General features: G+C 39.9%; 13 protein-coding genes. 7 read left to right on the plus strand and 6 right to left on the minus strand.

Translation table 11 applies throughout. The annotated features are described in order from the left end of the window. The first annotated feature begins 220 nt into the window (after nucleotides 1-220). The 6 genes from rpmH (at nucleotide 221) to F944_RS02415 (ending at nucleotide 5,307) form a co-directional block, all read left to right on the plus strand. The gene (rpmH, locus tag F944_RS02390; protein WP_000831329.1) at nucleotides 221-355 is read left to right on the plus strand and encodes a 50S ribosomal protein L34; all 135 of its coding nucleotides are present in this window, start codon (nucleotides 221-223) and stop codon (nucleotides 353-355) included. A 36-nt stretch (nucleotides 356-391) separates the two neighbouring features. Beyond that, entirely contained in the window at nucleotides 392-784 is a 393-nt protein-coding gene (gene rnpA / locus F944_RS02395; RefSeq protein WP_004986204.1) for a ribonuclease P protein component, read from the plus strand. A 9-nt stretch (nucleotides 785-793) separates the two neighbouring features. Further along, nucleotides 794-1,114 (plus strand): membrane protein insertion efficiency factor YidD, encoded by a 321-nt coding sequence (gene yidD, locus F944_RS02400; RefSeq protein ID WP_004986206.1) that lies wholly within the window; start codon nucleotides 794-796, stop codon nucleotides 1,112-1,114. A gap of 5 nt (nucleotides 1,115-1,119) precedes the next feature. Continuing rightward, a complete protein-coding gene (gene yidC / locus F944_RS02405) occupies nucleotides 1,120-2,868 on the plus strand; it encodes a membrane protein insertase YidC (protein ID WP_004986209.1) in 1,749 nt (582 codons plus the stop codon). Between the two features lie 100 nt (nucleotides 2,869-2,968). Then, nucleotides 2,969-4,324, plus strand: a complete 1,356-nt coding sequence (mnmE, locus tag F944_RS02410) for a tRNA uridine-5-carboxymethylaminomethyl(34) synthesis GTPase MnmE (protein ID WP_004986211.1) — start codon at nucleotides 2,969-2,971, stop codon at nucleotides 4,322-4,324. A 281-nt stretch (nucleotides 4,325-4,605) separates the two neighbouring features. Beyond that, nucleotides 4,606-5,307 carry a DsbC family protein gene (locus tag F944_RS02415; protein ID WP_004986213.1) on the plus strand — a complete coding sequence of 234 codons (702 nt, stop codon included), beginning with the start codon at nucleotides 4,606-4,608 and terminating at the stop codon, nucleotides 5,305-5,307. A gap of 117 nt (nucleotides 5,308-5,424) precedes the next feature. Here F944_RS02415 and F944_RS02420 read toward each other — a convergent pair whose 3' ends face one another. From F944_RS02420 to guaD, 3 genes are all read right to left on the minus strand, one after another. Next, the gene (locus F944_RS02420) at nucleotides 5,425-5,679 is read right to left on the minus strand and encodes a GlsB/YeaQ/YmgE family stress response membrane protein (protein ID WP_004986215.1); all 255 of its coding nucleotides are present in this window, start codon (nucleotides 5,677-5,679) and stop codon (nucleotides 5,425-5,427) included. A gap of 172 nt (nucleotides 5,680-5,851) precedes the next feature. After that, nucleotides 5,852-6,379, minus strand: coding sequence for a hypoxanthine phosphoribosyltransferase (hpt, locus tag F944_RS02425; protein ID WP_004986218.1), 528 nt, complete (start codon nucleotides 6,377-6,379; stop codon nucleotides 5,852-5,854). Between the two features lie 235 nt (nucleotides 6,380-6,614). After that, the gene (guaD, locus tag F944_RS02430; RefSeq protein ID WP_004986219.1) at nucleotides 6,615-7,934 is read right to left on the minus strand and encodes a guanine deaminase; all 1,320 of its coding nucleotides are present in this window, start codon (nucleotides 7,932-7,934) and stop codon (nucleotides 6,615-6,617) included. A gap of 207 nt (nucleotides 7,935-8,141) precedes the next feature. Between guaD and F944_RS02435 the strand changes: the two genes are divergently transcribed. Then, nucleotides 8,142-8,672: a nucleotidyltransferase family protein gene (locus tag F944_RS02435; protein ID WP_004986222.1), complete on the plus strand. Its 531-nt coding sequence runs from the start codon at nucleotides 8,142-8,144 to the stop codon at nucleotides 8,670-8,672. A gap of 119 nt (nucleotides 8,673-8,791) precedes the next feature. Here the strand turns inward: F944_RS02435 and F944_RS02440 are convergent, their stop codons facing one another. From F944_RS02440 to F944_RS02450, 3 genes are all read right to left on the minus strand, one after another. Next, the gene (locus F944_RS02440) at nucleotides 8,792-9,751 is read right to left on the minus strand and encodes a TerC family protein (protein ID WP_004986225.1); all 960 of its coding nucleotides are present in this window, start codon (nucleotides 9,749-9,751) and stop codon (nucleotides 8,792-8,794) included. Nucleotides 9,752-10,257: 506 nt separating this feature from the next. After that, entirely contained in the window at nucleotides 10,258-10,665 is a 408-nt protein-coding gene (locus tag F944_RS02445) for a hypothetical protein (RefSeq protein WP_004986228.1), read from the minus strand. 11 nt (nucleotides 10,666-10,676) lie between these two features. Next, nucleotides 10,677-12,965 carry a fimbria/pilus outer membrane usher protein gene (locus tag F944_RS02450; RefSeq protein ID WP_004986229.1) on the minus strand — a complete coding sequence of 763 codons (2,289 nt, stop codon included), beginning with the start codon at nucleotides 12,963-12,965 and terminating at the stop codon, nucleotides 10,677-10,679. Nucleotides 12,966-12,969 lie beyond the last annotated feature (4 nt).

The raw sequence follows: 12,969 nt of genomic DNA on the forward strand, positions 1-12,969 counted from the left end.
GAGAATAAGCTGTGGGTATATAAAAAACAAGAATAAATTTAATAGATTAGATTGTGTATAAATTTTGTAGGCTTATTTCTAGAGAAAGACAGAATAAATCTAAGGGTTTTCAAAAAATACTGAATAAAATGTAAACTTTTTGATTTTTCATTGACAGTAGGGTCGTTGCACCATAAAATCGCGAACCTTTACAGAAAGATCATATTTTGGGAGTTTCGATATGAAACGTACTTTTCAGCCCTCTGAACTAAAACGTAAACGTGTTCATGGTTTCCGCGCTCGTATGGCAACTAAAGCTGGTCGTCAAGTATTGGCTCGCCGTCGTGCTAAAGGTCGTCATAGCCTAACTGTTTAATTTATTTAAATCGTTATTACTACACGATCGGGTGTTATGGCACTTTATAGCTTCGGTACAAATGTACGCTTACATTGTGCTGCTGATTTTAAAAGTGTGTTTGATGGTGCGCTTTTTAAAGTGCATCAACCCCATTTTTTATTTTTGGCAAAACCTTCTGAACAGCCTAAAAGCCGTTTAGGATTGGTTGTTGCCAAAAAAAAAGTGCGCCGTGCGCATGAAAGAAATCGAATAAAACGACTTGCACGTGAAAGCTTTCGTTTGCATCAACAACAATTAGCACTGATTGATATTGTGGTTATGCCTAAACTTGGCATTGAAACCGTATCTAATGCTGATCTGACTCAGCAACTTCAATTGGCTTGGCGTAAGTTAAATCGTCTTGCACACAAGCATCAAAACACCATCTCTCCCTCAATTGAAAAATAGAGATGACCAATGGTATCTATCCTGCATTGGTTGATTCGATTTTATCAAATTGCCTTGAGTCCTTTGCTCGGACCGCGTTGTCGCTATATACCCACCTGTTCGCAATATGCGCTGGAAGCTGTTCATCGCTATGGTGCAATCAAAGGTAGTTGGTTGGCGGTGAATCGTGTCTGTCGATGTCATCCCTGGGGAGGGAGTGGGTATGATCCTGTACCTGCTAAAGCAATTCGTTTTATTTCATTTCAGCAAATAGATTCTCAAAAGCCTCACGTTGCTGTACCCTTTCGTGAGCGTTTATTAAACCAAAATCACTTTAACCACTTGGGATAATTGATATGCAACAATGGGCCAGGTTTGCGATTCTCGGAGCCATGTTTGTCACCGCATATTTGCTTATCTTGGCTTGGCAAAAAGATTATGGTCATAGCACTACTTCTAATCAACCAGCGCCTGCCGCTGTGGTTGAATCTCATGAAGTGTCTGCCGACCTGCCAAATAGCCAAGCTACTGCGACATCAACAGATGTGCCACAAGCAAATATTGCGACGCAACAAGTTACAGATGCGACAGCACCTGTGAATCAACAGCTTATTTCAGTACAAACTGACCTCTATCACCTTTGGATTAATCCTAAAGGTGGCGATATTGTGCGTATTGAATTACTCAATCATGATAAAGACAAAAACAGTGACCAGCCTTTTGTCATGCTGGAAAGCGATGCGAAGCGGACCTATGTGGCACAATCTGGTTTAATTGGATTGAATGGCCCAGACAGTAGTCGCCAAGGTCGTCCACAGTATGAAGTTGAAAAAACAGCTTATACATTAGCGGATGCCAAGGATAGCCAAAACAAAGACGGTAAAGCGGAAAAAGTTCTGACGGTCCCGATGGTTTACAAAACGGCTGATGGTGTTGAAATTATCAAGCGTTTTACCTTTAAACAGGGCGATTATCCAGTTCAGGTGAGCTATCAGGTCGTGAACCGTAGCGCGCAAAACTGGCAAGGTCAAATGTTTGGGCAGATCAAGCGCGATAACTCAGAAGATCCGGGTAAATCTGATCAAGGTATCTTTACCTTGGGGACTTTCCTTGGGGGTGCATGGGGAACGCCTGATGAGCATTACAACAAGCTAAAATTTGCTAATTTCTCTGATGAAAAACTAAATGTGGATGCCAAAGGCGGCTGGGTCGCGATGGTGCAACATTATTTCGTTAGTGCGTGGATTCCAGGTCATTTTGGTGATCAGGCTTATACCGCCAAGTTAGAGTCGCGTAAATCTGCCGATAATATGAATATCATTGGCTTCACTTCTCCGACCATCAATGTGCCTGCTGGCAAAACCATGACGGTCGATGCGACGTTCTATTCTGGGCCAAAAATCCAGTCTGAATTGAAAGATCTCGCGGTTGGTTTGAATCAAACCGTTGACTATGGTTGGTTGTGGCCAATTGCTAAACTGTTGTTCCTCGGTTTGCAATTTTTCCATAGCATCGTAGGAAACTGGGGCTGGTCAATTATTCTTTTGACGATTGTGGTGAAATTGATTCTGTGGCCTTTATCTTCAAAAAGCTACCGTTCAATGGCCAAGATGCGTGTGATTGCACCTGAAATGCAACGTATGAAAGAAGAGTTTGGCGAAGACCGTATGCGTTTCTCTCAGGAAATGATGGCGCTTTACAAACGTGAACAGGTCAATCCACTTTCAGGCTGTTTACCGCTATTGCTGCAAATGCCAATTTTCCTAGCCTTGTATTGGGTCTTGATGGAAAGTGTGGAATTGCGTCATGCACCGTGGATGCTTTGGATTCAGGATTTATCTGCAATGGATCCATGGTTTATCTTGCCGTTGTTGATGGGCGCAACCATGTTTATCCAGCAAATGCTAAACCCGCAACCTGCCGATCCAATGCAGGCCAAAGTGTTCCGCATTATGCCAATCATTTTCACCGTATTTATGTTGTTCTTCCCGTCAGGTCTGGTGTTGTACTGGATCGTGAACAACAGTATTACGATTCTTCAGCAATGGTTTATTAATAAAAACGTTGCGAAAAATCGTCCAGCTGCACCAGAAGTAAGTTCTTAACTGACTTTCTGACTCATAAGAGCTGATAAAATCCGCTCAGGATGCTAATCTTGAGCGGATTTTTTTATTTCTGTTTTCTTGCAATAGTTAGGTTATTGTTATGCTTGCACAAACCACCATCACTGCAATTGCTACCCCTCCTGGACGTGGTGGTGTGGGTGTGATTCGTCTTTCTGGCCCTAAAGCTTTTACGATCGCAGAGGCATTGACGAAAAAAATACTTCCTGAACCGCGTATGGCGGGTTTTCGTCAGTTTTATGATGCGGCTGGCGAGGTGATGGATGAAGGTTTGGTTTTGTGTTTCCCTAATCCGCATTCATTTACGGGCGAAGATGTGGTGGAGTTACAAGGGCATGGCGGCCCTGTCATTCAAAATGCGTTATTGGCACGTTTATTTGAATTAGGCGCCAAAGCCGCGAAAGCCGGTGAGTTTTCCATGCGTGCCTTTGAAAATGGAAAACTGGATCTGGTACAGGCAGAAGCGATTGCAGATTTGATTGATGCCACCTCGCAAGCGGCTGCACGTTCCGCTGTACGCTCATTACAAGGCGCTTTTTCCACTAAAATTAATACCGTTTTAGAAAAACTCATTCATTTGCGTTTGCACGTTGAAGCGGCGATTGATTTTCCAGAAGAAGAAATTGATTTTCTGGCGGATGGTAAAATTTTGGCTTTGCTGGATGAGGTAAAACAATCAGTACAGGCGGTACAACAATCTGCAAGACAAGGTCAGTTGTTACGAGAAGGCTTACAAGTCGTGATTGCGGGCAAGCCTAATGCAGGCAAATCAAGCTTACTCAATGCCTTGGCGGGCAATGAGCGCGCGATTGTGACGGACATTGCAGGAACCACCCGTGATGTACTGCATGAAAAAATTAGCTTAAATGGCTTACCCATTACGTTGACAGATACTGCGGGATTACGTGAAACAGGTGATATTGTCGAAAAAGAAGGCATCCGCCGCGCGATTAAAGAAATTGAACAAGCTGATCTGTTGCTGTTGGTTTATGACTTAAGTCAAGGTGACGATCCTTTACAACTTGCTCAGGAGTATTTTAAAGATCATCTTGATCCGAAACGTTTAATCCTCATTGGGAATAAGTCTGATTTGCTTGAACAAAGCGCAGTGAATGACCAATATCAAGGGTTTCGTCATGTTAGGATTTCGGCCAAACAGGAAACTGGCGTAGACAGCCTCATAGAGACGATTACAGCGCATGCAGGCTTTCAGCCTGAGGAAGACACCTTTATTGCCAGAACACGTCATTTAGACGCAATGAAGCGCACTCAGCACTATCTGGATGAGGCGTGCGAACAGCTTGTAGTATTCCATGCTGGTGAGTTGGTCGCTGAATCTTTACGTTTGGCGCAAAATGCACTGGGTGAAATTACAGGGGGTTTTAGTGCGGATGATCTGCTCGGCAAGATTTTTGGTTCATTTTGTATTGGAAAGTAATCAAACAAAAATAAAAAAACACTCATGATCTTTCGGTCATGAGTGCGTGGAGAGTTTCGGAATCTATTCAGCTTAAACCTATTTCGATCAGTTTGCGTATAAGTTATGTGAAAAAGATTTTAATCTAAAGCTAAAGCAGCTTGTAGCATCATCAGAATCATCAAATCAAAAAAGGTTTCACGTGAAACATCTGATTCAAGGTCTAAGATTCAAAGAAAATATAACAGAGCTGAGCTGCGTTTCTTTTACAATACAGCTTTGTTTAGGTTGAGTATGATGCAATGTATAAAATTTTACTGGCAGCTTTAATAAGTGCATGGGCTTTTTCAAGTCAAGCCAGTGTGGAAAGTGTGCAGATTCAACTTAAACAAAAGTATCCCAAGTTAAATATTGAAAATATCCAGAAAACCGAAATGCAGGGTTTATATAGTGCGACACTGGATAATCAGATTATTTATATTGGTGAAAATGCAGAACATATTTTGATTGGTTCGATGATTCGCTTAAAAGATCAGCATAATTTAACGAAGGATCTGGTGGTCAAAAACAAAAGCATTGACTGGAAAAGTTTACCTTTACAGGATGCTATTAAAACCGTGAAAGGCAATGGTAAACGCCAGATAGCAGTTTTCTCAGATCCCAATTGTCCTTATTGCAAACAACTCGAAAATCAGCTCGATCAACTGAAAAATGTCACGATCTATACTTTTATTTATCCTATTCGCAGTCAATCGGTACAGCCTTCTAAACAAGTCTGGTGCGAAGCAAACCGTACTTATGCATGGAATAATCTGATTCGTAAGGGCATTGTTCCACAAAGTACAGTCCCCTGTGCAAATCCGATTGATCGAAATTTAAAGTTAGGTCAAACACTAGCAATTGAAGGTACACCAACTTTGATTTTTTCTAATGGATTTAAGGCGGCTGGCATGGTTTCGGCTGAACAAATAGAATCGTTGTGGAAAGAATTTAAACTGGATTAAGCTACAAATTTCGTTTTCAACTCGAAAGGCTGATAGAGATATCAGCCTTGAATCAAATTTAAAAGATGAGTAATTTTTGTAGAGAAATTACCACCTTTATTTATATCTAGAGAAAATTTAGGCAGTTTTTTTGCTAATCAGATTATAAATAAACAGAATAATAATGGCGCCTACAACCGAGGCGATAAAGCCCGCACTGGAGTTTTCGGGATAAAGTCCTAAAGCACGTCCGCCATAGGTTGCTAAAAGTGAACCTGCAATCCCAAGTAGTGTGGTAACAATAAAACCCGCTTTATCTTCACCAGGATGAATCGCGCGGGCGATTAAACCTGCAATAAAACCGACGACAATGGCAACAATAAATGACCACATAAGACGTTCTCCTTGTTTTGCTTATTCTGATTTGACAAGTGCTTGTTTTATTATAGTGAACGGTTTTAAATCAGGCTGATAGTCACGGATTGCTAAATCATGTTGCGTTTTTGTGTGGTCGATATCGTGTAAAACATCCATAAAAAATGACGCGAAAGCGCCATTTTTTTGGTTACAGACCAATTTCACCAATAAAGGGTAAATGACGATATTTTTGGTCGTAATCCAATCCATAACCCACAATAAAGCGGTCTTCAACTTCAAAACCCAAAAACTTAACTTCAAGTTCAATTTCACGGCGTGAAGGTTTACTCACCAGCGTACAGAGTTCAATAGAATTGGGTTCGCGCGTTTGCAAAATTTCAAGTACTTTGCTTAAAGTATTGCCAGAATCAATAATATCTTCGACCACGAGCACATCTTTGCCGCGAATCTCACCATCCAGATCTTTTAAAATTTTAACATCACGACTAGACGTGGTACTGCTGCCATAGCTGGAAACGGTCATAAAATCCAGTTCATGCGGTTTTTCGATGGCTCGGCATAAATCTGCCATAAAAATAAAAGAGCCGCGGAGTAAACCAATCAACACCAGATCTTTTTGGCTATTGGTATAGTGAGCATTGATTTGTTCACCGAGTTGTTTGACTTTGGCTTGAATGTCTTCAGTTGAGATCATCACGCTCATTGCAACGGTCATGGGGTAGATACCTAAAACGCAAAAGTTAAAAATAAAAAAGGTGTTGACCTGCAACACCCTGAAATCTTCAATTCATCTGTAAATTTTAAAACAAAAAAGCAGATGATGCATCCCTTCTCAAATGATTAACTGTAACTATGGCTTCTTTTTGTCAGGTTGATCACGTTTGAGCAGTAAGCTACATACTACTGCGAAGATCGTCCATTTTAGCCACGGTCTGGGTTTCACTTTTGATTTATTCGGTTTTTTGGTAGGCACATTGTCCATAAATATACGTCGCCTCGATATTGCGATCATCGCCCATAGTAAACAGCGCAAACAAGGCATCATCTATCGATTTCACGCGAGATTGACGCAGACTTTGCAAAGCAGTGGCTTTTAAATTCAGTACCACAAAATCAGCTTCTTTACCGACATTAAAGTTACCGAGTTGGTCCTGTAAATCCAGTGCTTTTGCACCGCCTATTGTGGCATGGTAAAGCGCTTCATAAGCAGAGAGTTTATCGCCTTGTAGCTGTTGAACTTTATAGGCTTCATTGACGGTTTGTAACAGACTAAAGGATGTGCCTGCCCCAATATCAGTGCCTAAGCCCACTTTAACGCCTTGTTCCCAAGTCTTTTTCAATGGAAATAAACCACTACCTAAAAATAAGTTTGAGGTCGGGCAAAAGGCAATGGCTGAATCTGTTTGATGCATACATTGCCATTCCTCTTGTTCTAAATGCACACAATGGGCAAATACCGAGCGCTGGCCTGTCAAACCATAATGATGATATACATCGAGGTAGCTTTTTTGTTCAGGATAAAGTGATTTTACCCACGCAATTTCATCTTTATTTTCACTTAAATGGGTATGCACATAGACATCAGGATATTCCTGCTTGAGTTGACCCGCTTTTTCTAATTGTTCTGGCGTCGAGGTTGGTGCAAAACGTGGGGTAATTGCATAGAGCGCCCTGCCCTTAGCATGCCATTTTTCAATAAGGTTTTTAGATTCGTCATAAGCGCTTTGTGGCGTGTCACAAAGACCATCTGGTGCATGACGATCCATCAGCACTTTACCTGCAATCAAACGCATCTGAATGCGTTCTGCGGCTTCAAATAAGGCATCAACAGATTCAGGATGGACCGTACAGAATACCAGTGCTGTCGTTGTTCCATTTTTTAATAGTTCTTGCACAAAAAACTGGGCAATGTTTTGTGCATAGGCTGGGTCTTTAAATTGAAGTTCAGTTGGAAAGGTATAAGTATTTAGCCAACTCAGAAGTTGCTCACCGTACGCACCCACCATTTCAGTTTGGGGATAATGAATGTGAGTATCGATAAATCCTGGGACGATCAGTTGTTCTGGATAATGTTGAATTTCAATATTTTCAGGAAGATGAGGCTGTGCATCTTGCCATGTGCCAAACCATTTGATTTTACCGTTTTCGCTAATCAGAACGCCGTCTTCAAGATAACGAACTTGTTCAGGAATCTGTTGAGCCTGTTGAACCAAAGACTGTATATCTAAAAATCGACCACGAACAATGGTGGTTTGAGCGGAAGATGACATCTAAAAAACCTTTAACTTGTAATTTTTTCGATTGATTGTAACGTATTTACCTAGAATTGCAGTGTTTATATGAAAAGCAAAACAAGGATTATCGTGAATTAAAGATAAGAAATTTAAGGACCCGAAGATGAGTCCTTAAATCTCAGTTTTTTTCTTAAAATAATGCAAAGAACTTGCCAAATGGTATAAATTTAACGCAATAGAATAATGGATATGACAACATTGCACCATATTTCAGGGGCTTATGATGATCAAATTCAATCATGGTTTTTGCATCAAGCCGCACTTGTTCAGCGTTTAAAAGTATTACGCACCATCAATGCACACTGTTACCTGAGTGCAGGTGTGATTCGGCAATTGATCTGGTCTGCGTTACATCATCAAAAATATGAGATTGAACAGGTAGAAATCGATGTGATTTTTTACGATCCTGATGCAGATTCACAACAACAGCAGCGCATTCAACAGGCATTACATAGACAATTTCCTTTAAACGACTGGGATGTGGTCAATCAGGCGACCGTACATCATTGGTATTTAAACGAAAATGCTGAGAAGATAAAAGCCTATACCTCTTTATTCGATGCAATTTCTGCATGGCCTGAAACCGCGACCGCGATTGCAGTACGCCTCACTGAAAATGATCTGCTTGAAATCATTGCACCCTTTGGGTTATCAGATTTATTCGAGCTAAAACTACGTTGGAATCCGCGTTTGGTGAATTATGAGACTTTTTAAAATCGAGTCATTGAAAAACAATGGCTACAACGTTGGCCCAAGCTTAAATTGATTGAATCTCGCAAATAAAAAGCCCTTTTATCTTCAAGACAAAAGGGCTGGATCAATCAGAATTGAGATTAGGATTGAGCCTGTTTTTTATTGTGGCGAATCGATAACCACGCGGTAATCCCCAGCACCAACACAATAAAGCTCAAGGAAATCCAGATTGGCATATGGAACACATCAAGCATCAACATTTTAAAGCCGATAAATAGCAAGATAATGCCTAAACCATAGGGCAGATAATGCATTTTTGATGCTGTTCCTGCCAATAAAAAGAACATGGCACGTAAGCCCAAAATCGCCATCAGGTTGGCAGTAAGGACAATAAACGGATCGGTGGTGACCGCAAAAATGGCAGGAATAGAGTCTACCGCGAAGATCACATCGGAGAACTCCACCAAGATCAGTACAATAAACAATGGAGTTGCCCAAAGGATGCCTTGCTCTTTGACAAAGAAACGATCGCCTTTAAAACTTGGCGTGATACGCATATGTTTGCGTAACCATTTCAGTAATGCCATATCTTCAATATTGGGCTGCTCATCTCCTTGACCTTTTAAGAACTTAAAGCCGGTATAGACCAAGAATGCACCGAAAATATATAAAATCCAAGAGAACTCCTGAACAAACCATGCACCAATAAAAATAAAGATCGTTCTTAAAACAATCGCGCCTAATACGCCGTAAAGCAAAATTTTACGTTGTAACGAAGGTGGAATGGCAAAAGCAGCAAAAATCATCAACCAGACAAAAACATTATCAATCGCTAATGATTTTTCCAGTAAATAACCTGCCAGATATTCCATGGTTTTTTGGTTGGCAAGCGCAAGTCCTGCGGTTTGTTGTAGGTATAGCCATAATCCACCTGCAAACAGCATCGCCACGGTCACCCAAGCAATACTCCATGCTAGTGCCTGTTTAATGGGCACGGACTGGTCTTTTTTCTGTTTAAAGCCGAGAAAGTCGATTAACAGCATCGCAAATACGATGCCAAAAAAGACCAGATACAGCCAAATATTACCGATAGAGTCCATAAATCTCTCCACATCTGACAATTGGCCATAAAAAAACCTTGACCTGTCGCCAGATGAATAAAAAAAACATCTGTATCAACATGATCAAGGTCTTGCCTACATCAAACTATATTTGATGCTCAGATACCGACTTTTTGCAAAGTGTATTGACGATATCTGACACGTTGTAAATTAACTTTTGATATTACATTAGTTTACAACGCTTGGAGGAGGCTACTCCCCTTGTCTACTTAAATTGGGTTTTGGATCAAATCCAAATGTGTCTCTAGCATCGCATATTTATGCTGTTTAAGCAAATCGGATTTTTTTCAACCTGCCTAGGTCTAAAAAAGTCATTAGAAGATTTCATAATCATCCTTGCCCTAGCGTCACACATCAAGGCAAGGGCTTGATCACGATCAAAATTTTATTTAAAAAATCACGTTTTAAACATCATGTTGCTAGATCATTCCTCAAAATATGGTGTTCAGTATCCTTTATCTTATAAATCTATTCAGATCTTTGGATTAAAACGATAAATTGACATACACCATATCACGGTAAGTACCTGCTGGAACCTGTATGGACGGACGATCTTCTAATCTGACTGAAATGATGTATTTATTATCTTTATGGGTGTTGGCGGTTAATGGCACATTCCATAAATTATCCACCGGCCCTGCTACGGTTAAACGGGTTCTTAATTTGTAGGGACCATTGGTCACAAAACTTGAACCATCTGTGCTACGCAGATTCATGCTATTAAAACGAATGGTGTAAGCACTATCACAATTGACGTGAAACGATGTCGCAGCTTGGCTTTGATAGTAACTTCCCAAACGCATACGTGGTTCGGTAATTTGTCCCATAGAACACTGGCCTGCATAGAGAGTGCCTAAAGCACAGTATGCAATGATGCCAAGTAATATTTTCATTGCCTTTCTCCTTATTTACAAGTCAACTCAATGACTTGACTGGATGTGGTGGTACTGGTTTTTTCTGGAATTTGTAATTGGCTATGACAAGCCTTGTCTCCTTGACTACTGAGTTGATAGGTTTTAGGTAAAAGACCGTAGAGATAAACGTTACCTTGTTGGTCGACTGGATAGACTTGATCTGTATTTTGATCCAGATAAACGGGTGTCGCTCTGGCCAATAAATTTCCATTTTTATCGCGTAATTTTACGATCACTTGTTGGGTATGAGTTACTGGAAAATCAATGTAATAACCGCGTTGATTTAGTGCGACCATTTTTTTGGATGAGTAATCAATTTTATCTTCAATCGGAAGTTGATCCTGATCAAAAGATAAATCGTAAGAAATATAAGGCAAAATATCATGGATAAAGAAATAGCCATTTTTATTGGTTCGACCAACAGGCGATAAAGAACGCATCACATCGACATCTTTATAATCACCAACTTTGACCAATGCGAAGGCACTATCGACAGATTTTGTTAGATTCACCTGATGATTCAGCCAAACTAGTGCGCCACGATAGGACACGCGTGAATCATAAGAGTCAGAATTTTGAGTATGTTGTAAAGTCAAATCACCAACATCAGTTTTAAATAAACCAAATCCGTTATAAGTCATTTCACCATCACGACGTTCAGCACCTACAGAATAATCAAAGCCTGTCTGTTCAGGAGAACTTTTCGCAAAGGTTAAACGTGTATCTCCATCTGTAGTTTGATCCAGATAAATATTTTTATTGTCATCCCAATTAAAAATAAGGGAGAAAAAAGCGCCAGAATCATTAAAATCCCCAAAATCTTTAAAATAGGACGCCGTAAAAGATAAACGTCTGGAAAAGCTTTTGGATATTCCGACTGTTAATAATTTTGAGTTATTTCGAGGAACTTCATCATCTGGATAATAACGCCGTTCGACATAGTTTAAATTAACACTATTGACATAAGGCACTTTAAAGAAGGATAGATACGCCAACGAATCGATACGAGGGTTTCGAAAATCTTGAGTATATCCAAGTGATTGATAGTCTTCAGAAGAGTAACGCGTGCTCAGTCCCATCGAAAAGCTATCAAAACTATTGCTTACAGAAGCACCAACCGAATAACCATCATTCCCATAAGCAGAACTTCCTGCTGCATTTACATCTAATAAGGCATAACGCCCTAATGATTGTGTCCACATCAATCCTAAATTTTTTACATCATCACTATATGATCCATTAAAACCGAGGGTGGTATCGGTGCTAAAGCCACGACGAAAATAGACATTGGTAAAGAAATCACGATAGTCATTGCTGTCATAATCGTAATTAAAACGTAATTTACCTAAAGAGACGTTATATTCATTGAGTCCAACTTTGAGTAAACGATTGTTGATCAAAACTGGAAAGTTTTGCACGGAGCGGTTGCCTAAAATATCTTCAACCACAATTTGGGCATTACCTGATTGTTGGATGTTTGCACCCGTTTGTAAGGTATAGTCTCCTGGAGTCACATTTTGTCGATAGATACTTACACCATTGATATATAAATCAATAGTTGAAGGAACAATTGCACTCCCTCGTAAAATAGGTGTGTTCCAGTAAATAAAATCAGAACGTTCGCTAAAATTAGTCCCGAAACTAATCCCACCGAAGCGAAAAGAATCAATCAGTGAATTATATATATTGGTATTATCCCCCAATGTCAGTCTGGTGAAATGCTGAGGAAAATCAATACTCAAAGAACTATTTAGACGAATCACTCCTGTACTGTCATCGTCTGCATCATTTTTTCTGTATATCAATGAGTTATTGAGTAACCAATAATCCTTGAAAATCCCTAGTTCGTAAAAATTATTAAATTCATAGCCTTGATCAAATTTGTCATAAAAGAAGTCATAATTGAGAAATGCTCCCAAAGATGCTTTATCAGGTTGTAGCATGGTATTTTGATTGGAATACCCCAGAAAATATTCAGCCGGAAAATCAATCTTGAGTGACTGACTTGCGTTATCAAAGTTGGAGTGGATTTGATCACTACTTACTAGACAATATTGTTCTTGAGTGGCGTGTTTTTTTAATAAAAATACTTTTAAATTAAGTGAATTAAGAATCTGACATTCAACATAATATTGATTATCCTGTTGTAAAACTAAGGCCTCCGTATTCCGATCGAGTCCATTAATCCAGAGATTGGATAAGATGACATTGTCTGCCGCATGAACATGTGTAAATGCACATATCAAGCAGATATGTGCAGAAAGTGTCGATATTTTCATACAG

Source organism: Acinetobacter ursingii DSM 16037 = CIP 107286, assembly GCF_000368825.1.
Lineage (GTDB): Bacteria > Pseudomonadota > Gammaproteobacteria > Pseudomonadales > Moraxellaceae > Acinetobacter > Acinetobacter ursingii.